Genomic DNA, 26908 nt, shown 5'->3' with positions numbered 1-26908 from the left:
AAACCATGGGACTCAGGAGACACCGACTCCTGTTCGGCGGAGCGCTGGCCGCGCTGCTCACCGCCGGGCTGCCCGCTCAGGCCCAGGCCTCGTCGTCGCCGGTCTTCGACGACCCGCCGCCGGACAAGATCGTCATCACCGTCGCCACGGTGAACGGCTCCGGCTGTCCGCAGGGAACCACCGCGGTCGCCGTGTCCGAGGACAACGAGGCCTTCACCGTCACCTACAGCGCCTACCTCGCCCAGGCCGGCGGCAACTCCGACCCCACCGCCTTCCGGCGCAACTGCCAGCTCAACCTGGTCGTCCACGTGCCGGGCGGCTTCACCTACGCCATCGCCAGCGCCGACTACCGCGGCTTCGCCTCCCTCCAGCCGGGCGCCACCGGCACCCAGCGTGCCTCGTACTACTTCCAGGGCTCCTCCAACACCGCGTTCGCCAGCCACCCCTTCACCGGGCCCTACAACGACAACTGGCAGGCCACCGACACCACCGACTGGGCCCAGCTGGTCTGGGCGCCCTGCGGGGTCCAGCGCAACTTCAACATCAACACCGAGCTGCGGGTGGCCGCCGGCAGCGCGAACCCCGGCAAGGTCAGCTTCATGACCATGGACTCCACCGACGGCGAGATCAGCACCGTCTACCACCTCGCCTGGAAGCAGTGCCCGGGCAAGTAGCCGGGCCGGTCACAGGCTCCCGGGCCGGACCAGGCCGGTCCGCTTGACCCCGGTCAGGATGGGCGTGACCTCCATCGCGGAGACGTGTTCCAGGGCGCCGACCGTGTCGCTCAGGAAGACGTAGAGCGCGTCGAGGTCGGCCGCCGCGACGGCCACGAGCAGGTTGGCCGAGCCGGTGGTGGCCGAGGCGAACCGCACCTGTGGATGACGGCTCAGCCGCCGCCCGGTCTCCTCCAGGCGGCCGGGGGCCACCGTCATCCACAACAACGCCTCGGTACGGATGCCCAGCCGGGCGAGATCGACCTCGGTCGCGAGCCGGAGGACCAGGCCGCCCGTCAGCGCCGCCAGGCGCCGGCGGGCGGTCAGGGCGCTGATCCCGGCGCGGCCGGCGAGGTCCGTGTAGGAGGCCCGCCCGTCCTCGACCAGCCCGGCGACCAGCCGGTGGTCGACGGGGGTGAGCGCGGGGTGCGGGGCGCCCTCCGGCGGGTGAGGGCGCAGACGGGCCAGCTCCTCCTGTGACAGCAGCCCGCCGCTCCAGTCGAAACCGGCCGGGAAGACGCGCAGCAGCGCGTGCGAGGTCCACGACCGGACCGCCGCGGTGGCCGGAAGGTCGCGCAGCAGCAGGTTGTTGCGGGCGTCCGGTCCGTCCAGGAACAGGATCGTGCAGATCTCGTCGCCGCCGCCGAGGACGTCCACCCAGATCGTGTCGGGACGGCGGGCCAGGGTGGCCGCGACCGCGCTGATCCGGTTGGGCCTGCAGCGGATGCGCAGGGCCAGCGGGACCAGATCGGGGAAGCACACCGGGTTGCGGACGGCCGTGGCCCGCAGCGTGCCGTCGTGGTAGAGCGGCGCCGCCCGCCGCACCACGGTCCGCTCCGAGACGCCGAGGACGCGGCCGACCGTGCGCCAGGAGGCGCGCGGGGAGGCCAGCAGCGCGGCGGCGATCCGGCTGTCGGTCTCGTCCAGCCGATGGCGTGCTTTCTCCATATCCACGGATGATATGACGCACATTGTCGATTTCAGGCCTGCTTTCTGGCTCGTCTCCGCACCCGCGGTGAGGATCGCTGACGTCGCATCGGTGACATCGCAACCGAACCGAGAGAGGTGAGCACCATGGCGGACATCGAGCACCCGGTCGTGGCCACGGAGCAGGGCAGGGTCCAGGGCGTCGCGGAAGACGGGGCGGTCTCCTTCCGCGGCATCCCGTACGCCGCGTCGCCGGTCGGCGGGCTGCGGTTCGCCGCGCCGCGGCCGCACGAGGGCTGGACGGGGGTGCGGGAGGCGGTCGAGGCCGGACCGTCGGTCCCGCAGGGCCCGTCCCGCCTGGAGCGGGTGATGGGGCACCGGGTGCCGGACTGGGACGAGGACGGCAGTCTCACCGTCAACGTCTTCGCGCCGCGCGGGGCCCTGACGGACGGCACGCCCCGCCCGGTCCTGCTCTGGTGGCACGGCGGCGGCTTCACCAGCGGTTCCGGCGGCTGGGACTGGTACGACGGCGGCCGCCTCGCCGCCCTCGGCGACATCGTGGTCGTCACCGCCAACTACCGGGTGGGGCCGCTGGGTTACCTCTACCTCCCGGAGATCGGCGCCGCCAACCTCGGCCCCCAGGACCAGGCCGCCGTGCTGCGCTGGGTGCGGGACAACATCGCCTCCTTCGGCGGCGACCCGCGCGAGGTGACGGTCGGCGGTCAGTCGGCCGGCGCCTACTCCACGCTGTCCCTGGCGCTCGACCCGGCGACCTCCGGCCTCGTCACCCGGGTGCTCGTGCAGAGCGGCCCGTTCGGCCTGGCCCCGCAGGACCCGGAGGACGCGGCCGCGAACGCCGAGGCCTACCTGGAACTGCTCGGCGTCCCGGCCGGCGCCGGCACCGCGCAGGCCCTGCGCGCCCTGCCCGCCGGGCAGCTGCTGTCCGCCTACGGGCAGCTGGCGGCCCGGATCGCCCGCCCCGGCAACGCCGCCCCGCCCATGTACCCGGTGCTCGGCGCCCCCGGCCTGCCCCGCACCTGGCAGCGGGCGCTCGCCGACGGGGCCCTGGAGGGCAAGCCGCTGCTCATCGGCACCACCGCCGACGAGGCCACGTCCTTCTTCGCCTTCGACCCGGCCGTCCAGAACCTCACCGCCGCCGGTGCCCAGGACCTGCTGTCCGTCCAGGCCGGCGACCGGGCCCGGGAGCTCTACGACGCGTACGCCGCCCGGCTCCCGCAGGGCACCCCCGCGCAGATCTTCACCGCGATCGGCACCGACACCCTCTTCCGCGACGGTTCGCTGGAGATCGCCGACCACCACGCGGCCGGCGGCAACGCGACCCACGTCTACGAGTTCGACTACCGCCCGGCCGAGGACCCGCACGCCCTCGGGGCCGCACACTGCGCCGAACTGCCCTTCCTCTTCAACACGTTCGACGCCTACCCGGACAGCCCGATGCTCGGTGAGGTCGGGGACGCCCAGCGCGCCCTCGGGCACGGGTTCGCCGCCGCCGTCGCCGAGTTCGTCAGGACCGGCTCGGTGCGGGACTGGCTCCCGTACGCCCCCGGGACGCCCGCCCGGGTCCGCCACTTCGGCTGAACCGGCCGAACCGGCCGAACCGGCTGAACCGGCCGAACCGGCTGAACCGGCTGAACCGGCTGAACCGGCTGAACCGGCAGAACCGGCAGAACCGGCCGAACCGGCCGAACCGGGACGGCGGTGGCCCGCTCAGACCCTGCCCGCCGCCGTGGCCCGGAACGTGTTCCGGTAGGCCTGCGGGGAGACGCCGATCGCCGCGTGCAGGTGCTGGCGCAGCGAGGTTCCGGTGGCGAAGCCGACCTCGGCGGCGATGCGGTCGACCGACAGCTCGCTGGTCTCCAGGAGGTCGCGGGCGCGCCGCACCCGCTGCTGGATCAGCCAGCGCCCGGGGCTCGTCCCCGTCTCCTCCTGGAAGCGGCGGGCGAAGGTGCGTCGGCTCATCCGGGCGTGCTCGGCCAACTCCTGCAGCGCCAGCGGCCGTTCCAGGTTCTCCAGGGCCCACGCCCGGGTGGCCGCGGTCCCCGTGGCGCCCTCGTCCGGCACCGGCAGCTCGATGTACTGCGCCTGGCCGCCGTCCCGCCACGGCGGTACGACGCACTGCCGGGCCACGCTGTTGGCGACCGCGCTGCCGTGGTCGGAGCGCACGACGTGCAGGCACACGTCCACGCCGGAGGCCGCCCCGGCCGAGGTCAGGACGTCCCCGTCGTCGATGAACAGCACGTCCGGATCCAGCGCCACCTGCGGGAACATCCGGCGGAACCGCGGCGCCAGCGCCCAGTGCGTCGTCGCCGGCCGCCCGTCGAGCATCCCGGCCGCCGCGAGCGCGAACGCCCCCGTGCAGATGGAGACGATGCGGGTCCCGGGCCGGATCCGCGCCAGTGCGGCGGCGTCGGGACCGGACAGCTCCTGCGCGATCCGCGCCATGTCGTACGGCGGCACGACCACGGTGTCCGCGCTCTCCAGCGCCTCCGGTCCGTGCCCGACGGTGATGGTGAAGTCGGCGTTGGTCGCCACCGTACGGTCCTCGCTCGCCGCGCAGGTCACCACGTCGTAGGCGCCGGGAACGCAGGGAAAGACCCGGTTCGGGATCCCCAGCTCGAAGGGGTAGACCCCGTCGAGAGCGAGCACGACGACCCGGTGCGGGCGGGCGGGCAGAAACTCGATGTCGGCGGCCATGGCACGATCCTATCGCTCTCGGCCTATCCTGCCATCGAACGGCGACCTACCCAGCGGGGGCTTGATGAAGCTGCTCCTCACCGACTCCGGTGTCAGGAACGAGAGCATCCGGGCGGCGCTGGTCGACCTGCTCGGCAAACCGATCGCCGAGGCGGACGCCCTCTGCGTCCCCACTGCCGGGTACGGGGGCCCGTACGGGGATCCGGGCGGCCCGTGGCGTTTCCTCAGCGGCCGGTCCCCCAGCCCCATGACCGGGCTCGGCTGGAAGTCGGTGGGCGTGCTGGAGCTCACCGCACTGCCCGGCATCGACCGGGAGCGCTGGGTCTCCTGGGTACGGGACGCGGACGTCCTGCTGGTGAACGGCGGCGACGCGCTGTACCTGTGCCACTGGATGCGCGAGTCCGGACTCGCCGACCTCCTCCCGACCCTGCGCGACACGGTCTACGTGGGCCTCAGCGCCGGCAGCATGGCGCTCACGCCCCGCGTCGGGAACTTCTTCGTCGGCTGGGAGCCCCCCACCGGCGGCGACGCCGCACTGGGACTCGTCGACTTCTCCCTCTTCCCGCACCTGGGCAGCCCGGAGCACACCATGGCCGAGGCGGAGCGCTGGGCGGCCGGGCTGGCCGGCCCGGCCTACGCCATCGACGCCCAGACCGCCGTCAAGGTGACCGACGCCGGCGTCGAGGTCGTCTCCGAGGGGAGCTGGCGGTTGTTCGGGGCGGCGGGGTGAACGCCGGCGCGGGTTCGGGTCGTGGGCTATCCGCTCATCGCGCGCAGCAGTGCCGCCGTGTGTGCGTCCGCCGGGAAGAACGTCTCGATGGCGATCTCGTCCAGGGTGACGTCCCGTGGGGAGCCGAAGACGGTGGTGGTGTAGAGGAGGGCGAGGTCGCCGTGGTCGGAGGACAGACGCAGGGGGACCACGAGGTCGTCGTAGGGGGATCCGCCGTCCGGTGGCTCGGCCGTGTCGGGTGCCGGGTAGCTCTCCAGTTCCGCAAGGAGTTCGGCGAGGCCGGCGGCGGAGGTCCGGTCCAGCTGGCGGCGGACCCGGCGCAGGACGTGCGCCCGCCACTGGGCGAGGTTGCGGATGCGTGCGGACAGGCCGTCGGGGTGCAGGGTCGCCCGCAGGACGTTCAGGGGCGGCCCGGTGACGGTCGCCGGGACGTCACCGAGGAACAGTCCCATGGCGCGGTTGGCGGCCAGCAGCTCCCACCGGACGTCGACGGCGAGCGCCGGGTTCGGCTCGTGTCCGGCGAGCACGGCCTCGACCGCCTCGCGCGCGGCGCCGAGATCGGCGTAGGCGCGTTCGCGGTGCACCGGGGCGAACCCGGCCGCCAGATAGAGGGCGTTGCGCTCCCGCAACGGCACGTCGAGCTCGTCGCACAGCCGCCGGACCATGTCCCGGCTCGGGTTGGCCCGCCCGGTCTCGATGCAGCTCAGGTGCCGGGTCGACAACTCGGCGGCGAGCGACACGTCCAGCTGGGAACGCCGCCGCCGCTCCCGCCAGCGCCGCACCAGCACCCCGACCGGCTCGGTGGTGGTCGTCGTCATGCACCCCAGGCTGCCCGGCGGCCCGGCCCGGGGCAATGACCTCGCAGGTCATCGACAGCGCGCACCGCACTCCCGCAGAGTCGGTGGCCGACAAGGCACTTCACCGCGAAGGGACGGCCACCATGACCGAGATCGCCGAACGGCTCGACGCATACGTACGGTTCTGGAACACCGGCACCGAGCACGAGCAGCGCGCCTGCGCCGAGGCCGCCTTCACCGACGGCGTCGAGTACCGCGCCCAGATCGGAGTCCTCGGCGGGGCGCAGGCGCTGATCGACTTCCGCAACGAGTTCGCCGCCCACATGGGCCCGGTCGCCCTCCGCCTGCGCGAGGAGCCCCAGATCCACCACGGCCGCGCCCGGCTCCGCTGGGAGATCCTGACCGGCGACGGCGCGGAGACCTCCTTCGCCACCGGAACCGACGTCCTGCACCTGGAGGAGGACGGCCGGATCAGCTCCGTCACGGTCTTCCTGGACCGGGCACCCGAGGGGTTCGACCCCGCGGCGCACGACTAGGGCCCGTCTGACAGTTCCCGCCTGCCTCGCGACGCCGTGCACGCTCCCCCAGAGGGGGTACCCCCACTCGCCGCACCGGGCACAGGCCCGAGTGCGTCCCGTACGAGGGCCTGCGCCCGGCACGCCGAGAGCACGCACCTGACGCCGCGAGGCCGCCCTCCGGCGACGACGGGAAGGGTCAGACAGGCCCCGGGACGGTCTCCCGCGCGGCCCGCCGGGCCGGCGGTCGCGGGTGAGGGCCGGGCAGGTCTGCCCCTGGGCCTGCCCCTCCGCCCCTTCCCGGCGGACCGCCAGGGGTGCAGGATCCTCGATCTCTGCCCTGGCGGACATGAAGGAGAAGTGGCGTGCGCGCGCAGACACGGCCCGGTGCGGTCGAGGAGACCGGGGCCGGGCGGCAGCGGTCCGAAGCGGCGGTCGCGCGGCCGCCCGTGCGGGACCTCGGCCCTGCGGGCGTCCGGGACCTCCAGCGGACCGCCGGCAACGACGCGGTGGCCCGGTCGGTCCAGCGGCTCCGGGACCCCGTCGCCACGGTGCAGCGGACCAGGACGGCCGACCCGGAGATCCAGCCCGTCGTCGACGCGGCGGAGGAGCTGCTGGGGACCGCCCGGTCCCTGATCGCCACGGCACAGGGGTTCGGGTTCCGGCTGCGGGGCAGGGAGAGCCAGCAGAAGCACTGCGACGACCTCGGCATGTCCCTGGACACCGCCGAGCACATGGTCTACGGCCAGTTCCGCGCCGACGGCCCGGCCGGCCGGACGGCCAACCCGCGCACCACCGCGCTGAAGGCCCTGCTCGACGACATCCAGCAGCGGCACATCGAGTACGTGGGCATCCTGCGCCGGTTCGGCCTGCGTCCCGTCGGCGCCGACATCGGTCCCCAGGACACCGAGGGCCTCACGCAGCTGTCGAGCACCTGGTCGCGGGTGGTCCGCGGGCAGGGCATCAGGACCTCGTCGACCCCGCGGCCGTTCGGCGAGGACCGTACGCCCGCGCCGGTGGCGGGCTTCGAGGACCAGATGCTGTCCCACCACGCCCGGCTGCTCTCCCGGCAGCACGGCCGGGACCTGGTCGGCGGTCTCACCGCCGGGGTCGTGGGTGCCGGCGCGCCCATGGTGGGCGTGGTGCCCTTCCACCCCGAGCAGATCGAGTTCATGGGCGGCAACAGCGCGGTCGGCGCGGAGGCGGCCGTCGACACGCCCGAAGGACTCGCGTCCGCCCCCGACGCCCCCGGCCGGGGCAGCACCAGCCTCGTCGCCGTGCCGCACGGCCTGCGCGACAGCGAGGGCGCGCAGGAGGGCGAGGCCGTCTCGCCCGCCTTCCTGGTCTACGGGCACGAACTGATCCACGCGCAGCACAACATGCACGGCATCAACATCCGGAACATCGGCGACGAGGAGGCGGCGACCGTCACCGGCAACGAGACCTCCACCGCGCTGCACGAGCAGCGGCGGGTGCCGGTCACCACGGAGGAGATGCTGCGCGACGAACACGGCCTGCCGCGCCGCGGCGGCTACACGTAGCCCACGGCCGCCGGCCCCACGCCTCGCGCCCTGGTCCCGCCGCCGGATGTGGCCGGACGCGTCACGTCATAGCCTCGCCGCACGGCATCGGTCGGCTCTCGCCCCGGCGGACCCCGAAGCCGGCGACAGCGCAAGCGCGAGGCCCTGGAGCGGCTCGCGCGGGACACCGACGTGTGGGTCGCCACGGCCGACGGCACGGGCGAGCCGTGCCTCGTGCCGCTCGCCTTCTGGTGGGACGGCGCGAGCGGGTGGCCGGCCACCCGCGACACCAACCCGACCGGGCGCAACCTCATCGCCTCCGGCCGGGTCCGGCTCTCCTTCGGCCACACCCTGGACGTCGTCCTGGTCCACGGCACCGCGCGCACGCTGACCCGGGAGGAGCTCCCGGCCACCGTGGGCGACGCCTTCGCCGCCAAGGACGGCCGGGACCCCCGCGAGGACCACCCGTCGTACGTCTTCTTCCAGGTCGCCCCACAGGTGCTGCAGGCCTGGGGAACCGTTCCCGAGCTGACCGGGCGGACCCTGATGCGCGACGGGAAGTGGCTGGTCCAGAGCTTCAGCCGCTCAGGGGCTTGCCGAGGCGGATCCGGGTGTCGCAGCCGATGTCCTGGTGGTACGTGGTGGAGCCCTGCCGGTACTCGTAGCGGCAGGTGGTCAGGTCCCCGTGCACGGCGCCGGTCACCTTGACCCGGGCCTCGTAGTACAGGTCCGACAGGGCGTGCGCCTTGATCCGGATCGAACTGCCCTTGTGATCACCGGCACGGTCGACGTCTTCCGCGGCACCGACGGCCGTCGCCCCTATGGGGTGACCGCCGATGCCGGCGGAGCTGTTGACCCGGTACCCCGTGATCCGCAGCCCGGCCGGCACATGGACGATCTTCCCGCTGAGGACGGTGAGCGGCTTCCCCGACTTGTTCTCCATCTGCAGCATGCTCACCCAGTACTCCTTGCCGACCTGGGCGTGCTCGTACCCGGAGGTGCCGTAGGCCTGCAGGCTGCCCTCCAGGGCCGTACCCCCGCCGTCGGAGCACGAGGTGAGGGCGGTGGCGCTCAGCGCCAGGAACACGGCGAAAAGCCGTCTGGACATGGCTGGATCCCCCCGGCGGGCTCGCGGTACCGGGATCACATCACACCGTTCACGGCATGTGTAGATCAGGTGGAGGAGGAGTGCGCGAGTGAGGTCGGACCGGGATCCGACGGTCCTCACTTCAGCAGCGCCGCGAAGACCAGATCCACGCCGATCCACAGCCAGAAGAGGCCCCCGACGACGTGCCACGCGACTCTGGCCGCCACGAACGGCAGCCAGTCCGCGTGCGCGGCGCCGACGGACCCCTCCGGGTCGTAGGCGAGCTGGATGCGCTGGAGCTTGCGCTTGCAGACGTATCCGTGCGCCCCGCCGTCGGCGTCGGTGTACCGGTAAGCCGTCTTCTTGCCCTCCTTGCCCACGGCCACGGCGAGGACGGTGATACCGCGTCGGCTCAGGACGACCCTGCGCACGACCTCCGTCACGCCCGAGACCGGCAGTACGATGCCGGCGGTCAGCGGGACGGTGCCGAGGACCGCGATGACGACGCCGCCCACGCCGTATCCGGACCCCACCCAGACCAGGTATCCGAGGTAGGCGAGTACGACGAGCGCGCCGAGGGCCACGAGCCAGTACAGGACCCGTTCCCGCGGTGAGCTCGTGATCCTGGCTCTGGCCGCGGGGTCGCGTTCCTCCGGCAGCGCGGCGGTCAGGGCGGTGATGAAGGCGGTGGTGGTCACCCGGTTGCGGCCCGCCATGCGGTGCATGGTGCCGTCGGTCAGCACGACCTCGGCCACCCGGGGCTCGGCGCTGCGCACCTCCCGGATCGCCGAGAGCGGGATGTCGACCTTGCGGCCGGAGTGGGTGATGTGAACGCCGTCAGCGTCGAACCGCGCGGAGCCGCCTCGGCCGTTGAGAATGATCGACATGATCACATGACAGTCGGGGGTGGCCGAGAGTTGCCCCGCGCACGGTCACTTTCCGGCGTCCGTGAGGAAGTTGGCCCAGGCGTCGGGGGAGACGGTGAGCTGGGGGCCCTGCCGGTCCTTCGAGTCGCGGACGTGGATGGTGGCGGGGCGGGTGGCGACGTCGACGCAGTCACCGGAACCGCTGATGCTGTAGACGGACTTGCGCCAGGAGAGGGACACCTCGACGCAGTCGCCGTCGCCGCTGCTGCTGTAGCTGCTCTTGAACCAGGCCAGTTCGGTGCTGCTCATAAGTCCCCTCGCATCCGCTGCAACAAGCTCCGGGAGTCTTCCAGCGTAAGAGCCTGTGAGCGCATCCTGGCATAGCGGCGTTGAAGGATGCTGACCTCTTTCGGGTCGGGGACCAGCAGGCCGCCTCGCTGCCCTTCGCAGTAGGCGAACCACTTGTTCTCGGGGGATTCGAGGAGCTGGATCGGGCCTGCGAGCCCCGCGTGTGACTCCTGGACCGTCGGCATGATCTGGATCTCCACATTGCGTAGCTCGGTGATCTCCAGCACGTGATCGACGAGTTCGCGTGTGACGTCGACGCCGCCTGTGCGCCGACGGAACAGGTGTTCCTCCAGGATGAAGCCGAATGCCGTGTTCGGCATGCTCCGGAGCAACTCCTGCCGTTCGGCGCGCGCTGCCCATCGGGCTTCGATCTGCTCGTCGTCCAGAGGCGGCAACTGTCCGGTGAACAGGGTCCGTGCGTAGGCTTCTGTCTGCAGCAGGCCAGGAACCATCCGGCACTCGTAGGTGTACAGAGCGATGGCCGCCTGCTCGAGTTGGGCCCACCGCCGAAACCAGGCCGCCAACCCCGGCTGCCGAGCCACATGCCCCGCCGCCCTCCGCAGCGCACCGGTATTGCCCAGGGCCTCCTCCGCCGCCTCCACGAACGACTCGTCCGGCATCCTCCTCCCCAGCTCCACCGACGCCACCGTGTGTTTCGAGAACCGAACCCGCTCCCCGAACTCCTCCCTGCTCAGCCCCGCGTGTTCGCGCAACGCCTGGACCACCGCCCCGAAGGTCCGCAGACTGTCCGACGACTCCGGCTCGACTCCATCGCCCACCTAGGCCACCTCCAGCTCCCATGGTGACGGCGAGTCACCGGTACGGTCCAGTCCGTGACCGTGTACGCGGGCCCGGCGTACGTGGCTCTCACCTGGAGAACTGCCTGCGCCAGCCGCCAGATTGGGGGCATGGACGCACCCTCCACCCTCGTCACCGTCAGTCGAACACTCGCCCAGCGGCTCAGCGGCACCCCGCGTGGTGCGCGGCTCGCGCGGCATCTCGCGGTCGCCCAACTTCACGCGTGGGGAGGCCGGTTCGCATCGGCGGAAGTGATCGACAAGGTGTCGGTGATCGTCGCGGAGCTGGCCGCGAACGCCGTGACGCACGGCCGGGTGCCCGGGCGGGACTTCGAGCTGCGGCTCTCGCTGGTGACGGGGAGCGTGCGGATCGAGGTCACCGACACCCGGGCCGAACGGCGGCCGCCCGGCCCCAGGGACGTACGGCCGTCGGGGCCGCTGGACGCCGGTGGGCGCGGACTCGTGCTCGTGGACGCGCTGGCCGATCGGTGGGAGGTGCTGGAGCGGGACTGCGACGGCGCACCGGGCAAGACCGTACGGGCCGAGGTCGACCTGCCGTTCCGCCTCCACCGCTGCGCGGCACCTCGCCCGTGACGTGGGGCGTCGCCCCCCGAAGCTCTGGGTAGGACCCGTTCGGGGGAGGACTCCGGTGGCCGCCTTCGGTGTGACCGAGAGAGTGGTACGTGTCATGGAAAAGGCCGGGGAGACGACGCGGCTGCGGAAGTGGAGCGTGCGGACGCTGTGGACCGTACTGGCCGTCCCCGCGAGTGCTCTGGTGACCGCCGGCTCGTTCGGCATCGCGTACGGCGTGGCCGGCACGCCCGACTGGTGGTCGTCGCTCCTGATCTTCGTAGGCGTCGTCGTCGCGACCGGCTGTCTGATCGGGCTGGTCGGTCTCCTTCTCCACCCGCACCGGGAGTTCGGGAAGCTGGATGTCGTGGCCGCGGTGTGCGTCGCACTGACGACGGCCATGTTCACCTACACGCTGGAGCAGCAGGCGCTGCACGACCGCGGTCGGGTCGAGAAGGCGGTCGTGACCTCGGTCGACTACTCCGACGGCGCTGGAGGTCTGAGCGACGGAGGGCCGGTGGCCCGGCTGGCCGATCTGTCCGGTCACCGACTGGTCGGCACGGTGGGCGCCGGAGGCCTCGCCGCGGGCGACCGTCTCACCGTCACCGTGGACCCCGAGGGCAGGTTCGCGGTGCACCGGGGTCCCCGGCCCGGGACGCCCCGTCTCGAGTGGGAGGCCACTGCTCTGGTGGCCGCCTTCCAGGCACTGATCAGCTCCGTGATCGGATTCTCCACGGCTGTGCAGAACGAGTGGTACTGGCGGATACGGCGCAGGAACGCGACCCGGGACTCCGCGGGAGGGGCCCAGGGGGACGGGCGCACCTCGTCGTCCCCCGGGGGCCCGGGCGTCACTGGCCGGTGCAGGCGGAGTTGACGACGGTGAGGGCGAGCCTGAGCGCGATGCCCGCCTTGCCCTCGGTGATGTCGGTGCGGACCGGCGCGCCGTCGAGGTAGTAGGGGCCTTCGGTCATCTCCTCCGTGAGGGTGCGGACCGCCGCGGCAACCGCCGCCCCCGGCCGGAGGCCGGGGGCGGCGGTTGCCGCGGGGCCTCGGTCGAGACCCCGTGCCCATGACAGACACCAGATGGCGCCCGCTCCGTCGGCCGCCGTACCGTACTCGTCGCCACCGGGACGACCGCCGCCGCCCTGGCCGTGGGCGCAGCGGCCGTGGGTTGGGACAACCGGATGGGCGGCCGGTCCCCGGCGTCGCGGACTACGGCCGGGCAAAGGGGCCATTGGGGTAGTTCGCCGCGACGGTGGCACCCCCTGACCGGCGAGGGCGCGCGGAATCCGGTGCGGGATCCGGGTCTAATCGCGCCGGAGAACCCAGACACCGCACGGACAGTGCCCGGGTGGTGAGGGGCTTCGACGTCACCACCCTGTCCCGCAGTGCTGGAGGAGGATTTCCATGGCGGCCAACCCGCTCCTGCCGACGCCGTCCGGACCCTACCTGGGCGAAGGGCTGCTTCCCGCCGACTTCTACTCCTTCGAGGAACTGCTGGCGGACGGCGAGCGGGAGACGATCGAGCGGGTCCGCGCCTTCCTCGACACGCAGGCCGCCCCTCTCGTGGACGACTACTGGGCACGGGCCGAGTTCCCCTTCCAGCTGGTGCCGGGATTCGGCGGGCTCGGGCTCGTGGACTGGGCGGACCCGGACTCCGCGGAGTCGAGGCCGAGCAATCTCCTCTCGGGATTTCTCGCGCTGGAACTCGCGCACGCCGACGCGTCCCTGGCGACCTTCTGCGGCGTGCACACGGGGCTAGCCATGGGCTCGGTCCTCGCCTGCGGCTCCGAGGAGCAGAAGCGGCGGTGGCTGCCCGCGATGAGCCGCTTCGAGAAGATCGGGGCCTTCGGGCTGACCGAGCCGCACGGCGGCTCCGACGTGGCCGGCGGCCTGCGGACGACCGCGCGCCGCGACGGTGACGAGTGGGTCCTCGACGGCGCCAAGCGGTGGATCGGCAACGCGACCTTCGCCGACCTGGTCGTCATCTGGGCGCGGGACACCGCGACGAACCACGTGCTGGGCTTCGTCGTGGAGAAGGGCACCCCCGGGTTCACCGCGACGAAGATCGAGAACAAGATGGCGCTGCGGATCGTGCAGAACGCCGACATCGTGCTCGAGGGCTGCCGCGTTCCGGAGGCCGACCGGCTGCAGAACGCGAACTCGTTCAAGGACACGGCCGACATCCTGCGCCAGACGCGCAGCGGGGTGGCCTGGCAGGCCGTCGGCGTGATGTTCGGCGCGTACGAGATCGCGTTGCGGTACGCGAAGGAACGCGAGCAGTTCGGGCGCCCGATCGGCGGCTTCCAGCTCGTCCAGGACCTGCTGGTGAAGATGCTCGGCAACGCCACGGCCTCGTGCGGGATGGTGACGCGCCTCGCCCAGCTGCAGGACGCCGGGATCTACCGGGACGAGCACTCCGCCCTGGCGAAGGCGTACTGCACCGTGCGGATGCGGGAGAACGTCGGGTGGGCCCGGGAGCTGCTGGCCGGCAACGGCATCATCCTCGACTACAAGGTCGGCCGCTTCGTCGCCGACGCCGAGGCCCTCTACTCCTACGAGGGCACGCGGGAGATCCAGACCCTGATCGTGGGACGCGCCGTCACCGACGGCCTGAGCGCCTTCGTGAGGTGACGGCGCCCCCCCGAATCCGAGCCCCCCGAATCCGTCCTCACCGGCGCCCGGCCTGGGTGAGCACAGCCCCGGGATCCACGCCGAGCGGGGATTCGGCCCCGCCGGGATCGCCGGACCGCGCGTCGCGGGAGCGGTCCCCGGCACACCGCCGCAGGAGCCGCCGCACTGAACTCTTCATCCCGGCTTCGCCCGGAAATCGTCTGGACGCAGGGGGCCGGACGATCGGTGTTCCCTGGTGGGACAGGGTCCGTTGGTACCGTCCCCGTACCCCGTGCCGCTCGACCGAGAGAGACCTGATGTCGCCGACGATCCGCAGGGCCGTGATCCCCGCCGCCGGACTGGGCTCCCGCCTGCTGCCCCTGACCAAGGCCACGCCGAAGGAGATGCTCCCCGTCGGCGACAAACCGGTGATCGAGCACACCGTGCGGGAACTGGTGGACTCCGGGATCACCGACATCACCATCGTCGTCTCGGGCGGCAAGAGCCTGATCCAGGACCACTTCCGACCCAATCCGGCGCTCGTGGAACAGCTGCGCGCGGACGGCAAGACCGCCTACGCGGACGCCGTCGAGGAGGTCGCCGAGCTGGCCCGCAAGGGACACATCACCTACCTCGACCAGTACGGGCCGTACGGCAACGGCACGCCCGTGCTGAACGCCGCCCGCTCCTTCGGCGACGAACCCGTCCTGGTGCTCTGGCCCGACGACGTGTTCGTCGCCGAGGTGCCCCGCGCCCAGCAGCTGATACGCGCCTACGAGCAGACCGGCTGCCCCGTCCTCGCCCTGCTGCCGATGGACCCCGCCGACTCCCAGCGCTACGGGGTGCCCATCGTCAAGGAGGACCTCGGCGACGGGCAGCTGCGCATCACCGGCCTGGTCGAGAAGCCCGCCCCGGCCGACGCGCCGTCGCCGTACGCGGCCATCGGCGGGTACGTCGTCACCCCCGGCATCATCGACGAGCTGCGCGAGCAGACCCGCCGCTGGTACGAGCACCGCACCGGCGAGGTGTACCTCACCGACGCCATCAACGCCTACGCCGGCAACCGGGCCGTGTACGGGCAGGTCATCCAGGGCCGTTGGTACGACACCGGCAACCCGGCCGACTACCTCGTCGCGCAGATGGCCTTCGCCCTCGCCCACCCCGAGTACGGGCCCGTGCTGCGCGGTCTGGTCAGCAAGCTCGACGAGGGCGACGTGCGGGGCGAGTTGCAGGGGGACGCGCGGCGTACGGTATGATCGTTTCAGAGCTGGTCGCCGCAACTCGCGGTGGCTGGTGCTGCGTTGGTGGTCCAAGGAAAGACGCCCCGCTTCCTGCGGGGAAATGCAGGTGCAAGGCCTGCCCGGCGCTCGATCCGGTGCCCGTTCGCATTCGATGCGGACGGGCACCGCGCCGTTTCCGCCCTCGTTCGCGCCGATCCCGGCAGCTCTCGTCACCTCAGGCAACCCTTTAGGGGTAATTGGTCCGCTTCCTCCCTTTATGTAAGGGGTGCGGCTGATATGAACCTTCTGGACAGCGAGTAACTCCAGGGGTGGGGCATGGCAACAGCACAGGTCGGTGTAGTGATCCTCGGCGCCGGCCCGGCCGGGCTCGTCCTGGGGAACCTGCTGCTGGACCGCGGCGTCGACTGCGTGATCCTGGAGCGGCGCGACCGTACCGCGGTGGAGGGCCGGGCCCGCGCCGGATTCCTCGCCGCCCACTCCGTGCGCGTGCTGACGGAACACGGTCTGGCGGGCGGCCTGTCGGCCCGCGGGAAGACCCACACCACCTGCCTGTTCCGCAGCGACCGCGGCGAGTTCACCCTGGACTACGGCAAGTTGGGCCTCGGCGAGCCGCACACCGTCTACCCGCAGCAGGAACTCGTACGGGACCTGATCGCCGAATACCTGCGGCGCGGCGGGGAGATCCGGTTCGGCGCCGACGCCGGCGAAGTGACCGAGGAGGGTGCGGCGGCCCGGGTGCGGGTGCGTGGCGGTGCCGACGTCACCGGGCGGTTCGTCGCCGGCTGCGACGGGCACCGGGGGACCGGCCGCGCCGCGCTGACGGCCCGCGGCACCCGGACCGCCCGCCACGACCACGGGGTCTCCTGGCTGGCCGTCCTGGTCGCGGCCCCGCCCAGCCTGGAGGCCGTCGGATACGCCCTGCACGAGCGCGGGTTCGCCGGCCACATGGCACGCACGGACACCGTCACCCGGTACTACCTCCAGTGCCCGCGCGGCACCGACCCCGCCGACTGGAGCGCGGACCGGATCTGGACGGAGCTGGCCACCCGGCTGCGGACCGCCGAGTTCGGGCCGTTGCGCCACGGACCCGTCCTGGAGAAGGCCGTCGTCGACCTGCGCTCCGACGTCCTGGACTCGCCGGGCGCCGGACGGCTGTGGCTGGCCGGCGACGCCGCCGGACTCATCAGCCCCTCGGCCGCCAAGGGCGCCAACCTCGCCGTCCTGCAGGCCGGGTTGCTGGCCCGCGCCCTGGAAGCGGCACTGGCCCACGGCGACGGAACCGGCCTCGCCCGCTACGCCGCCGACTGCCTGCCCCGCGTCTGGCGGGCCCACGAGTTCTCGCACTGGATGAGCGGCCTGCTGCACGCCCCGGCCGGCGCGGACGACGAGGCCCGCTACGGCCGCCGGTTGCAGTACGCCCGGCTGGAGAGCCTGCGCACCTCCCGCGCCCACCAGGACTTCTTCGCCGAGAACTACACCGGCATCTGACCACCGGGACCGGCTCCGCCGCCCCCGGTTCTTCCTGCCCCACGATCATCGGGAACCCTTCATGAACCTCTCCGTCGTACAGGCATGTCTGACGGAAACCGACCTGGACCGGATCCGGCACGCCGCCGACCACGTCCGCGACCACGACACGGACCAGGTCCTCGCCGGGCTGCTGCCCGGCCTGACGGCCGACGAGCGGGCCGACGTCGCCCGCCACCTCGGCTACGACCACACCGCCGTACTGGTCTTCCCCGCCTCCCTCGACGGGCTCCGCGACGACCTGCGGAGCGCCGGCCTCGACCCGGGCCCCGTCACCCCGAGCGTGGTGGTGCGCGGGCGGCTGGCCCGCCGCTACGGCGCCGCCCTCGGCGACAGCCCGGTCGGGATCGTGCACGTGCCGGTGGCCGGGCGGACCGTGGAGATCTTCGCGCTGCCCGTGCCGCCCGGCTCCCCGCTGGAGACGGTCGCCGCCGACGAGCGGGCGGCCGGCCACGAGTCGCACCACGCCTTCGCGGTGACCGCACCGGGCCGGGTCGTCCCCGCCGGACTGCGCACCCTGCTGACCGAGCGCGGCGGCGCGGTCCCCGACGGCGGCGGCTACAACAACCACGAGAACGTCACCGTCCTCTACTTCCGCACCGCCGGCCACCGGCGCTTCGAACTCCGCCTCCCCGGCCGCCAGGAACCCCTGCCCGACCCCACCCTCGCCCTCCTCGGCGTCATGACCGGCGCCTGGGCCACCCAGGCCGTCCGCACCATGGCCGAACTGGGCATCGCCGACCACCTCGCCGCCCGCCCCGCCCTGGACACCGCCACCCTCGCCACCCTCACCGGCACCGACCCCGACGCCCTGCACCGCCTCCTGCGCTACCTGGCCACCCTGGGCCTGCTGACGTCGTCCCCCGACGGCACCCACCACCTCACCGCCCTCGGCGAGCCCCTCCGCGCCCGCACCGAGCACTCCCTGCACCCGCTCGCACTGCTCTACGGCGGCCCGTTCTACGACTCCTTCGCCGGGCTCCCGTACGCCGTCAGCACTGGGAAGGAAGCTTTCGCCCACCGCTACGGCAAGCACCATTTCCGCTACTTCGCCGAGCACCCCGAACTCGGCGGCCTCTTCCACCGGTCGATGGCCGCGAGCGCCGAGATGTTCACGCCGGTACCGGACCTCGTCGACTTCTCCGGCGTACGACGCGTCGTCGACGTCGGCGGCGGCAACGGCGCCCTGCTCGGCCGGATCCTCCGCGCCCACGGCCACCTGGAGGGCGTCCTGCTGGAACGCGCCGACGCCCTGGCGGCCGCCCGGTCGGAACTGGCCGACCTGTCCGGCCGCTGCACGTTCGCCGAGGGCGACTTCACGGAGGCCGTCCCGTCCGGCGGCGACGTCTACCTCCTGTCCCGCGTCCTGCACGACTGGGACGACGACCGCTGCCGCACCATCCTGCGCCGCTGCGCCGAGGCGATGCGGCCGGGCGCCGAACTCCTCGTCGTGGAACGCCTGCTGCCCGGCCGTGCGGCGGCGGCCTGGGACATCCACATGCTGTGCAACGTGGGCGGCAGGGAACGGGACGAGGCCGGCTACGGCCGGCTGCTGGAGGAGACCGGCTTCACGCAGGCGGCCCGCCACGCACTGCCCCTCGGCGCCTCGCTGCTGCAGGCCGTGCGCGGGTAGCGCCCCGCGGGGGGCCGCGGGCCCGGGCACCGGCATACCGGTTGCGAACCGTTCGCAAGCCGTTTCCGAAGCGGCCCTCCCCAGCATGGGAGAGGTCAGCGGAACACGCTGACGTCGACCGAGACTGGAGAACCGTCATGGCCAAGAACACCGAATCCGTCGAGGCGGAATTCGTCCTGTCACTGCAGAGCATGGAGGTCGAGACCCCGACCAGCTCCATCGTCTTCAGCTGCAGCTCCTGCGCCATCACGAGCTGCTGACAGGTACCTCAACACGGCGGTCCCGACGGAATCGGCCCAGTGCGCCGACCCGTCCGGGACCGCCCGCGGGATCGAGTTCACGAGGGCGGAGAAGGGGCGGGCCGAGATGCAATTGCCGTGGGAGAACGTGCTGTCGTACATGAACCACGATCCGCGGTGGTTCGAGGACTTCGGCCGACGCGCGCCGGGCAGCGAGCACCTGAGCGTCTACTGGGCGGCCGTGCCCGGCGACTGGCGCACCTGGCGGCGCGGCTACTGGCTGATCGCCGAACCGCCGGCCGCGCCCGTGACCGGCGAGGGCTGGAAGCTGCACGTCTCGGCGACCTCCCGCACCAGCACCGAGACGCTGCGGCGGGCACTGCCCGTGCTGCGCGACGCGGGGGTGCGCTTCAAGTTCCTGATGGATCCCCTCGCGGTGCGCGAGGCCAACGGAAAGTCCTTCCCGCGCGCGTCGAGCGGGAAGTTCATCACCGTCTACCCCGCCGACGACAGCCAGTTCCTCGCCGTCGCGGCGGAACTCACCGAGGCACTGCGGGACTTCGACGGGCCGTACGTCCTGTCCGACCGGCGCTGCCCGGGCTCGAAGGTGGTGTCGTACCGCTACGGCGGCTTCGTCAGCCGCTTCGCGCTCGGGCCGCTGGGCCTGCGGAACCTGATGATGCAGGCGCCGGACGGCTCCCTGGTCCCCGACGTGCGCACTCCCTTCTGGACCGCGCCGAGCTGGGCGCGGGACCCGTACGCCGGCCCGGAGCAGGCCGCCCGTACCGCCGCCGACGGCTCCTCGGGCGGCGGCCGGGGCCTGCTGAACGGCCGGTTCAGGGTGGAGAGCGCACTGGCCTTCAGCAACCGCGGCGGCATCTACCGCGGCGTGGACACCGAGACGGGCGCGGACGTCGTCCTGCGCGAGGCCCGGCCCGGGGTCGAGGTGGGCCCCGAAGGCATCGACGCCGTGGAACTGCTGCGCCACGAACACGAGTTGCTGACAGAACTGGCCGGCACCGGCCTGTTCGTGCGGCCGGTCGCGTTCTTCGAGCAGTGGGAGCACGCGTTCATCGCCGAGGAGCACGTCGAGGGCGACCACCTGGGCCACCTGAGCGTCGCCCACAACCCGCTGTACGGGCTGGACCTCACGCCGGCCGCGCTGACCGACTACTACGACCGGTTCCGGCTGCTGTGGCTCCAGGTCGCGGACGCGATCGCCGCCTGCCACGAACGGGGCATCGTGCTCGGCGACCTGTCGCCGACCAACATCATGGTCACCGCGGACGACCGGATCCGGGTCATCGACCTGGAGTCCGCCTTCCACGAGGACCGCGGCGGCGGCGCGGGCCTCGGCACCCCCGGGACGGTCACCCGGCGCGCGGTGGCCGCCGGCCGCGGCGACCGGCGCTCCGACTACTACGCGCTCGGCGGGATCATGCTGTGCTGCGTCCTGACCTGCCAGCAGAACGACCTCGTCGACCACGCCGTACCGCTGCGCCTGCTCGACGCGGTGGCCGCCGACCTCGCGCTCCCCGCCGAACTCGTCGCACTCGTCAAGGACCTCTACGACGAGGACGCCCCGCTGCCCGACCCGGCCGCCCTGCGCCGCCGGCTGACCGACCTGCCCCTCACCACCGCCTGGCACCGGCCCCCGCCGCTGGCCCACCGCGTCACCCCGGACGAGGAGAACTCGGCCGACCTGCACCGGCGGATCGCGGCCACGCTCGACGGCGTGACCGAATACCTCCACCGCACCGCCGACCCGCACCGCGAGGACCGGCTCTTCCCGGCGGACATGCTGGTCTTCGAGACCAACCCGCTCTCCGTCGCGCACGGCGCCTACGGCTGCCTCCACGCCCTGCACGCCACCGGCCGCGAGGTGCCCGACACCTTCCTGGCCTGGGCCCTACGCAGGCCGACCGGTCACACGGCACTGCCCCCCGGCCTCTACTACGGCTCGGCGGGCGTCGCCTGGGTGCTCTCGGCGCTGGGCCACCGCGAGACGGCCGCCCGCGTCCTGCACGACGCCGCCGGGCACCCGCTGATGTACGCGGAGCCGGGCGTGCTGACCGGCGCCGCCGGACACGGCATGGCGTGCCTGCGGCTGTGGCGCGACACCGGCGACGCCGGGTTCCTCGACCGGGCCCGCGAGATCGGCGCCCACCTCGCGCGCACCGCCCGGCACGACAACGGCCGCGCCCACTGGCCCGGCTCCGGCCGGCACGTCCCCGTCGGCTACGGCGAGGGCGCGTCGGGCGTGGCCATGTTCCTGCTCGCCCTGCACGCGGCGACCGGCGACCCGGCCGTGCTGGAACTGGGGCGCGCCGGGCTGGAGTTCGACCTGGCCTGCGGCATCTACTCGCCCACCGGCCTGCTGTCCTTCCCGGCCGTCGCCGCCGACGGCGAACCGGCCACCGTACTGCGCCACTACTGGGACGAGGGCACCGCCGGCATCCTGACCGCCCTGCTCCGCTACCACCACGTGACCGGCGACGAAGCCCTGGGCAAGCGCGTCGCGGAGCTGCTGCCGGACGTACGGCGCACGTACACGACGTTCCCGCAGCTGTTCCACGGGCTCAGCGGCCTCGGCAACGTCCTCCTCGACGCGTACGAGTTCCTGGGCGACCCCGAACTGCTGGGCGACGCCGAGCGGGCCGCGGAGGCGGTGCTGTGCAGCGCCGTGCGGCGGCCGGAGGGCGTGGTGTTCCCGGGCGAGCAGACGGTCCGGGAGAGCTGCGACCTGGCGACCGGCTCGGCCGGGGTCGCGCTCTTCCTCGACCGGCTGCACCGGGCCGGCCCCGGCGCGCGCACCAACACCAACTTCCTGCTGGACGACCTGCTCCCGGCGCCGGGGACCGGCGCATGACCGCCACCGTGCCCCTGGACACGGTCGAGACGCCCCGGCTGGGCCGCAACCGGGCGTTCCGGCTGCTGTGGATCGGGCAGGCGCTGTCGGACTTCGGGTCGTCGATGACGTTCGTCGTGCTGCCGCTGGTGCTGCTGGCCGCGGGCTGCTCGCCCACGGCCGCCGCGACCATCGGCACGGCCTCCCTGGTCGTCGCGCTCGTGACCCGGATCCCGGCCGGCTACCTGAGCGACCGCTGCGACCAGCGCACCCTGATGCTCCTGTGCGACCTGGTCCGCATGACCGCCGTCGGGGTGCTGGCCGGGTGGGTGCTGCTGCGCCCCCTGCCGATCACGGCGGCCCTGGCGGCCGTGATCGTGTCGGACGCGGCGCTGGAGGTGTTCCGTCCGGCCCAGAACACGGTCCTCCGACGCGTCGTACCGGCCGGGCAGCTGGGCACGGCGATGTCGCTGAACCAGGCCCGGGCCTACGGCGCCGACATCGCCGCACCGGCCGCGGCCGGGCTGCTGCTGTCGCTCTCCCCGTCCGTGCCCTTCGCGGTGGACGCGCTGACCTTCGGCGTCTCCGCCCTGTGCGTGGCCGTGGCGGTCCGCGCCCGGCGCGACGGCAGGCGCTCCACCCGCCCCGAAACGGGGGCGGCGCGGCCGGGCGGACCGCGGCTCCGCACCGAACTCGCCGCGGGGTGGCGGTACCTGGTCGGGGACCGGTTCATGCGCTGCTCCGCCGGGTACTTCGCCGGCCTGAACGTGGCGTTCTCCGCGCTGGCGTTCGCCCTGATCCTCGGCGTGGGCCGGCTGCCCGGCGGCGCGGTCATGGTGGGAACGGCCATGAGCGCGGCCGCCGTCGTCGGCCTGGCCGGCTCCCTGCTCACCCCGCTCTTCCAGCGCCACGTCCCGCTGAAGGCGACCCTGGCGGCGGCGCCCGCGCTCGGCGCCGCCCTGCTGGCCCTCGCCTGGAGCAGCGGCAGCACCGTCGCGTTCGTCGGCGGCTTCTGCGCGCTGTGCCTGCTCACCCCGGTCGGCACGGCGACGTTCGCCACGATCATGGCGGTCGCCGTGCCGGAGGAGATCTACGGCCGGGTCAGCACCACCAGCAGCCTGCTCGCCCAGCTCCTGCAGCCCTTCGGGCCGCTGGCCGCCGGACTGCTGCTGGCCCGCCTGTCGCTGCCCGCGACCGCCGCGCTGTTCGCGGTGGCGCTCGCCCTGCTGGCCGGTGTCCCCCTGGTCCTGCCCGTGCCGCCCCGGCCCGGCACCCCGGCACAGGACCCCGCACAGAACGGGAGTCCCTCGTGAGCACGCCACAGAACCGGCGCACCACCGGCACCGCACGTCCCCCGGTCCTCCTGTCCGTGCTGGAGGTCGGCGCGACGGACGGCACGGTTCCGGCCGACCGGGTCGTCCGGGAGATCGCCGATCTCGCCCGGGTCGCCGAGGAGTGCGGTCTGCACCGCTTCTGGGTCGCCGAGCACCATGGCTCGCCCGACGTCGTCAGCAGCGCCCCGGCGGTCCTCGTCGCGCACATCGCCGCCCGCACCCGCCGGATCCGGGTCGGTTCGGGCGGGGTGATGCTCCCCAACCACGCCCCCTACGTCGTGGCCGAACAGTTCGCCACCCTGTCCGCCCTGCACCCCGGCCGCATCGACCTGGGCGTCGGCCGCTCCTCCAGCACCGCTGGAACCCCGGCCTACCGCGCGCTCCTGGAGACCGCGCTGCGCCGCGATCCGAGGGCGACGGCCGACTTCCCCGCCCTGCTCGACGAACTGACCGGCTTCCTGAACTTGCCGGCCCCCGCGACCCCGCCGCCGGACAGCCCGGCCCTGTTCCTGTCCCCCCGGGTCGCGGCACCGGCCGAGGTCCACGTCCTGGGCGCCGGCGAGGGGTCGGCCCGCACCGCCGCCCAGCGCTCACTGCCGTTCGTCTACGGCCACCACCTGGGCCGCTCCAAGTGCCGCCCCGCGGCCGTGGAACGCTACCGGACGGCCTTCGACCCCGGCCCGCACGGTGCCCGCCCCTACGTCATCGCCTCGCTCAACGTGCTGTGCGCGGAGAGCGACGACGAGGCCGAGCGGCTGGCCCTGCACGCCGCGTCCCGGACCGTGCGGCAGCGCACCGGGTCCGCCCCGGACGAGCCCGTGCCGCGGGCCCGTAAGGAGTACCTCGCCCGCGGGTTCCTGGCGGACCAGCAGGTGGTCCACGGCGGCCCGGCCACGGTCGCCGGGGCCGTCGACCGGGTGGCGGGCGCGCTGGGCGCCGACGAGGTCATGCTGGTCCCCTTCGACCTCACGGGGGCGGAGCGCGGCCGGACCCTGCGCATGCTCACGGGTCGGCGGGCGCCGGCCCCGGCGTCCGCCGCGGCGCGGTGACCAGGCTTTGGCCGCCGGACAGCATGGACCGGTACCGGGCTTCGAGCACCGGACTCGGCCCGAGCCCGAACTCCCCGGCGAGGAACTGCCGGTACTCGTCGTAGACGGCGAACGCCTCGCTCTGCCGCCCCAGCTGGAACAGCGTGTCCATGTGCGCGGCCCGCAGCCGTTCGCGCTGCGGGTGCCGTCCCGTCAGCTCGCCGATGGTGCCCGCGACGGCCCGGGCGTTGCCCAGCGCCAGCTCGGCCTCCGCCCAGTCCTCGTAGACCTGGAGGTAGCGCATCCCGAGGTGCTCGGCCTCGTCGGACAGGTCCCGCGAGCACCGGAGTTCCGGCAGCGCCGGTCCGTGCCACAGGCGCAGCGCCCGGTTCAGCAGCCCGGCCGCGGAGCGGAGATCGCCCCCGTCCGCGGCCAGCCGTCCGGCCTCGGCGAGCTGCCGGAACCACAGGGAGTCCAGCTCCTGCTCGCCCACCGACAGCAGATAACCGCCGGCACCGCGGACCAGCCGTCCGCCGGCGCCGAGCTCCTCCAGGAGCCTGCGCAGCGCCCAGACGTACACCTGGATGTTCTTCCGCGACGTCCGCGGCGGCCCGCCGTCCCACAGCGCGTCCGTCAGCACCTCGACGGAGACGTGGGTGTTGGGACGGCACAACAGCATCGCGAGGAGCACCCGCTGCTTGAGCGGACCGAGCGACCGGGGCCCGCCGTCCCCGGCGACGGACAACGGCCCCAGCACGCAGAACCGGACGGTGCCCGGCCGCGAAGCGGCCACCCCCTGCTGCATCTGTCCCCCCGACGCCGGACGCGCCCCGGCCCCTCGGCCGGACCGCAGGAGGAAAGAGTGATCCGCCACCGACCGCCTGTCGCCTCGGGTTCCGTTCAACGGAACCCGACGACCACGGTCCGGCGGCGCCCCGCAAGGGGCGCTGGGGGTGCCCCCGGCCGAAGGCCGGGGGAGGAACCGCGCGAGCAGCCCCGACGCAGCCGCACCCGGCGACGTACGGCACGGCCCACGCTGCCCACGGCGACTAGCCGGTCTGTCCCATGCCCGCCGCGTTCGGCCAGCTCTGGGCGTTCGGCCACCCGGTGGCCGGCGCCGGGGCCAGGTTCGGCACCGGTGGCGCGGGCGCCGTCATCCCCCGTACCTGCGCCGCCGTCAGCCCACCCCGCGCCGGCACCCCGGGCGGCGTGGGCCCCGCCGGAACGGGAGCCGGGGCCGGAACCGGGGCGGGTGCCTGCATCTGCATGGGCATCGGGGCCGGGGCGGGCGCGGGCGCCATCGGCGTCACCGGTGCCATCATCGGCGGCTGCTGGGGCTGCTGCATCTGCATGGCTGCCGCCGGCATCGGCATCCCGGCGCCACCCTGCTGCGCGGCGACGGGGAGCGGCATGCCGACGCCGGCGGCGGGAGCGGCGGCGAGCCCCGGGACGGGCCCCGCGCCGACGGCCTGCGCGAGCTGGATACCGGCCCCGTTGGTCTCGCTCACCAGCCGGTCCACCGCCGCCGTACCCGAGCTGTAGCTGGTCCCGGTGCCCAGCTCGGGTACGGCGGCTCCCCTCCTGGTCCCGTAGAGCACCTGTTCCATGGCGGACACCAGGCGACGCACGTCCACCTCGGGGCGCACCACGAGACGCAGGAAGCGGCTGGAAGACCCGATCTTGTTGCCGCACTCGCGGACCAGGATCCGGTGCTCGGTGAGCATCCGGTCCCGCACCACGGTGCCCTCGGCGCCGACGGGAAGGCGCACGAAGAGGAAGTTGCCCTGCGAGGGGTAGACCGTCAGGCCCGGCAGCGTGGCGAGCTGGCTGGCCATCTCCAGGCGGTCCTTGCGCACCTGCAGCAGACTCTGCGCGTACTCGGTGCCGTGCTCCTTGAGCATGAAGACGACGTACTCGGCGAACGCGTTGAGGTTCCACTTCGGCAGCATCGAGCGGACCTTGCCGGCCAGCGAGGGGTTGGCCACCATGTAGCCGAACCGGACGCCGTGCAGGCCGAAGTTCTTGCCGAGGCTGCGCAGCACGATGACGTTCGGCCGCAGCATCGCCTCCTGGACGACGCTGGGCTCGGCCTCGGCGTCCGCGAACTCCAGGAACGACTCGTCGACGACGATCAGGTCCAGGTCGGCCATCGCGTCCATGAACTGCACGAGGGCCTGCTTGTGGAGGAAGCCGCCGTCGGGGTTGTTGGGGTTGCAGACGACCGCGACCCTGGTGCCCCGCTTGCGGATGAACTCGGCGTACTGCGCGAGGTCGAGCGCGAAGCCGTTGGACTCCTGGAGCGGGAACATGTCGACGCGTTTGCCGGTCTCCATCGGCTGGTCGGTCCAGCGGCCGAAGGTGGGGACGGGGACGGCGAGGGACTCGCGGACCAGCAGGTGGTCGATCCAGGTGATCAGCTCGGTGGACCCGTTGCCCATGGCCACGGCCTGCGGGGGGAGCTGGAGGAGCTGGCACAGCTCGGCGGTGATGGTGTCGGCACTGCTCGGGTAGAAGGTGATGATGTCCTTCAGCCGGGCCGCCATCGTTTCCATCATGGCCGGGGTGGGGAAGTAGGGGTTGCAGGGAATGCAGAAGTCGACCGGGCCGGTGCCGTCGCCCCCCTCGCGTGCCAGCGCCGCCATCGACGGGCTGTGTGCGCCGCTGCGGAACAACGAGGTGACGTTGCCGGCCATTTAACCTCCGTATGAGGCGGGCCCGGTGGGGACGTCCGGGCCCGTCGTCTTGGGCGGCCCGCGCGGGGGAGCACGGGCCGCCCTTGAGTACGGGGGTGGCTGTGGCGCTGTTCAACCCGTGTGAAAAAAGTGTGAGTTTACGTTTCTTCTTGGAACCGAACGCGCGC

General features: G+C 73.1%; 24 protein-coding genes and 2 pseudogenes. 16 read left to right on the top strand and 10 right to left on the bottom strand.

Annotation, left to right across the window (positions count from 1 at the left end; translation table 11 throughout):
* Window positions 1-5: 5 nt before the first annotated feature.
* A complete protein-coding gene (locus AB0472_RS01210; protein WP_366352272.1) occupies window positions 6-674 on the top strand; it encodes a DUF4360 domain-containing protein in 669 nt (222 codons plus the stop codon).
* A gap of 9 nt (window positions 675-683) precedes the next feature.
* Here AB0472_RS01210 and AB0472_RS01205 read toward each other — a convergent pair whose 3' ends face one another.
* Window positions 684-1661: an AsnC family transcriptional regulator gene (locus AB0472_RS01205; protein ID WP_366352270.1), complete on the bottom strand. Its 978-nt coding sequence runs from the start codon at window positions 1659-1661 to the stop codon at window positions 684-686.
* 126 nt (window positions 1662-1787) lie between these two features.
* Here AB0472_RS01205 and AB0472_RS01200 point away from each other — a divergent pair, with 126 nt between their 5' ends.
* Window positions 1788-3239 (top strand): carboxylesterase family protein, encoded by a 1452-nt coding sequence (locus tag AB0472_RS01200; RefSeq protein WP_366352269.1) that lies wholly within the window; start codon window positions 1788-1790, stop codon window positions 3237-3239.
* 129 nt (window positions 3240-3368) lie between these two features.
* Here AB0472_RS01200 and AB0472_RS01195 read toward each other — a convergent pair whose 3' ends face one another.
* On the bottom strand, window positions 3369-4355 hold the full coding sequence (locus AB0472_RS01195) for a helix-turn-helix domain-containing protein (RefSeq protein WP_366352267.1): 987 nt from the start codon (window positions 4353-4355) through the stop codon (window positions 3369-3371).
* Window positions 4356-4419: 64 nt separating this feature from the next.
* Between AB0472_RS01195 and AB0472_RS01190 the strand changes: the two genes are divergently transcribed.
* Window positions 4420-5085, top strand: a complete 666-nt coding sequence (locus AB0472_RS01190) for a Type 1 glutamine amidotransferase-like domain-containing protein (protein WP_366352690.1) — start codon at window positions 4420-4422, stop codon at window positions 5083-5085.
* Window positions 5086-5111: 26 nt separating this feature from the next.
* Here the strand turns inward: AB0472_RS01190 and AB0472_RS01185 are convergent, their stop codons facing one another.
* Complete coding sequence (locus AB0472_RS01185; RefSeq protein ID WP_366352266.1) at window positions 5112-5903, bottom strand: helix-turn-helix transcriptional regulator; 792 nt, start codon at window positions 5901-5903, stop codon at window positions 5112-5114.
* Window positions 5904-6025: 122 nt separating this feature from the next.
* Here AB0472_RS01185 and AB0472_RS01180 point away from each other — a divergent pair, with 122 nt between their 5' ends.
* The 3 genes and pseudogenes from AB0472_RS01180 to AB0472_RS01170 form a co-directional block, all read left to right on the top strand.
* Window positions 6026-6418 (top strand): isomerase, encoded by a 393-nt coding sequence (locus tag AB0472_RS01180; protein WP_366352264.1) that lies wholly within the window; start codon window positions 6026-6028, stop codon window positions 6416-6418.
* A gap of 344 nt (window positions 6419-6762) precedes the next feature.
* Window positions 6763-7938: a M91 family zinc metallopeptidase gene (locus AB0472_RS01175; protein ID WP_366352263.1), complete on the top strand. Its 1176-nt coding sequence runs from the start codon at window positions 6763-6765 to the stop codon at window positions 7936-7938.
* A 144-nt stretch (window positions 7939-8082) separates the two neighbouring features.
* Window positions 8083-8307 (top strand): annotated as a pseudogene (locus AB0472_RS01170) (pyridoxamine 5'-phosphate oxidase family protein); the annotation flags it as partial.
* A 187-nt stretch (window positions 8308-8494) separates the two neighbouring features.
* On the opposite strand, the gene AB0472_RS01165 reads toward AB0472_RS01170, so the two are convergent.
* The 4 genes from AB0472_RS01165 to AB0472_RS01150 form a co-directional block, all read right to left on the bottom strand.
* Window positions 8495-9025 (bottom strand): hypothetical protein, encoded by a 531-nt coding sequence (locus AB0472_RS01165; protein WP_366352261.1) that lies wholly within the window; start codon window positions 9023-9025, stop codon window positions 8495-8497.
* A 116-nt stretch (window positions 9026-9141) separates the two neighbouring features.
* Window positions 9142-9891, bottom strand: a complete 750-nt coding sequence (locus AB0472_RS01160) for a hypothetical protein (protein WP_366352259.1) — start codon at window positions 9889-9891, stop codon at window positions 9142-9144.
* A 45-nt stretch (window positions 9892-9936) separates the two neighbouring features.
* Window positions 9937-10179 carry a DUF397 domain-containing protein gene (locus AB0472_RS01155; protein WP_366352257.1) on the bottom strand — a complete coding sequence of 81 codons (243 nt, stop codon included), beginning with the start codon at window positions 10177-10179 and terminating at the stop codon, window positions 9937-9939.
* Window positions 10176-10997: a helix-turn-helix transcriptional regulator gene (locus AB0472_RS01150; RefSeq protein ID WP_366352255.1), complete on the bottom strand. Its 822-nt coding sequence runs from the start codon at window positions 10995-10997 to the stop codon at window positions 10176-10178. Before AB0472_RS01150 ends, AB0472_RS01155 begins: the two co-directional genes overlap by 4 nt.
* 129 nt (window positions 10998-11126) lie before the next feature.
* On the opposite strand from AB0472_RS01150, the gene AB0472_RS01145 reads away from it, so the two are divergent.
* Together AB0472_RS01145 and AB0472_RS01140 are read left to right on the top strand one after the other, a co-directional pair.
* On the top strand, window positions 11127-11609 hold the full coding sequence (locus AB0472_RS01145) for an ATP-binding protein (protein WP_366352253.1): 483 nt from the start codon (window positions 11127-11129) through the stop codon (window positions 11607-11609).
* Window positions 11610-11703: 94 nt separating this feature from the next.
* On the top strand, window positions 11704-12459 hold the full coding sequence (locus tag AB0472_RS01140; RefSeq protein WP_366352252.1) for a hypothetical protein: 756 nt from the start codon (window positions 11704-11706) through the stop codon (window positions 12457-12459).
* On the opposite strand, the pseudogene AB0472_RS01135 reads toward AB0472_RS01140, so the two are convergent.
* A pseudogene (locus AB0472_RS01135) lies at window positions 12455-12661 on the bottom strand (protocatechuate dioxygenase); the annotation flags it as partial. The gene AB0472_RS01140 and the pseudogene AB0472_RS01135 overlap by 5 nt on opposite strands.
* A 331-nt stretch (window positions 12662-12992) precedes the next feature.
* Between AB0472_RS01135 and AB0472_RS01130 the strand changes: the two are divergent.
* From AB0472_RS01130 to AB0472_RS01095, 8 genes are all read left to right on the top strand, one after another.
* Window positions 12993-14219, top strand: a complete 1227-nt coding sequence (locus AB0472_RS01130) for an acyl-CoA dehydrogenase family protein (protein ID WP_366352250.1) — start codon at window positions 12993-12995, stop codon at window positions 14217-14219.
* 296 nt (window positions 14220-14515) lie between these two features.
* Window positions 14516-15454 carry a UTP--glucose-1-phosphate uridylyltransferase gene (locus tag AB0472_RS01125; RefSeq protein ID WP_366352249.1) on the top strand — a complete coding sequence of 313 codons (939 nt, stop codon included), beginning with the start codon at window positions 14516-14518 and terminating at the stop codon, window positions 15452-15454.
* 300 nt (window positions 15455-15754) lie between these two features.
* Window positions 15755-16927, top strand: a complete 1173-nt coding sequence (locus AB0472_RS01120; protein ID WP_366352247.1) for a 4-hydroxybenzoate 3-monooxygenase — start codon at window positions 15755-15757, stop codon at window positions 16925-16927.
* A gap of 61 nt (window positions 16928-16988) precedes the next feature.
* Window positions 16989-18599: a methyltransferase gene (locus tag AB0472_RS01115; protein ID WP_366352246.1), complete on the top strand. Its 1611-nt coding sequence runs from the start codon at window positions 16989-16991 to the stop codon at window positions 18597-18599.
* 137 nt (window positions 18600-18736) lie between these two features.
* Window positions 18737-18859: a hypothetical protein gene (locus tag AB0472_RS01110; RefSeq protein WP_366352245.1), complete on the top strand. Its 123-nt coding sequence runs from the start codon at window positions 18737-18739 to the stop codon at window positions 18857-18859.
* A gap of 106 nt (window positions 18860-18965) precedes the next feature.
* Window positions 18966-21707: a class III lanthionine synthetase LanKC gene (gene lanKC, locus AB0472_RS01105; RefSeq protein ID WP_366352244.1), complete on the top strand. Its 2742-nt coding sequence runs from the start codon at window positions 18966-18968 to the stop codon at window positions 21705-21707.
* Window positions 21704-22999 (top strand): MFS transporter, encoded by a 1296-nt coding sequence (locus tag AB0472_RS01100; protein ID WP_366352243.1) that lies wholly within the window; start codon window positions 21704-21706, stop codon window positions 22997-22999. The genes lanKC and AB0472_RS01100 overlap by 4 nt, the downstream gene beginning before the upstream one ends.
* Entirely contained in the window at window positions 22996-24069 is a 1074-nt protein-coding gene (locus AB0472_RS01095) for an MsnO8 family LLM class oxidoreductase (protein WP_366352241.1), read from the top strand. The genes AB0472_RS01100 and AB0472_RS01095 overlap by 4 nt, the downstream gene beginning before the upstream one ends.
* Here AB0472_RS01095 and AB0472_RS01090 read toward each other — a convergent pair.
* Together AB0472_RS01090 and AB0472_RS01085 are read right to left on the bottom strand one after the other, a co-directional pair.
* Window positions 24023-24841, bottom strand: coding sequence for a BTAD domain-containing putative transcriptional regulator (locus AB0472_RS01090; RefSeq protein ID WP_366352239.1), 819 nt, complete (start codon window positions 24839-24841; stop codon window positions 24023-24025). The two genes, AB0472_RS01095 and AB0472_RS01090, sit on opposite strands and share 47 nt — an antisense overlap.
* 256 nt (window positions 24842-25097) lie before the next feature.
* Entirely contained in the window at window positions 25098-26741 is a 1644-nt protein-coding gene (locus AB0472_RS01085; RefSeq protein ID WP_366352237.1) for a histidinol-phosphate transaminase, read from the bottom strand.
* Window positions 26742-26908: the final 167 nt, after the last annotated feature.

This window comes from Streptomyces sp. NPDC086777, assembly GCF_040702065.1.
Lineage (GTDB): Bacteria > Actinomycetota > Actinomycetes > Streptomycetales > Streptomycetaceae > Streptomyces.
Note: the sequence above shows the minus strand (reverse complement) of the source record. Positions and strands in the feature narration are given on the sequence as shown.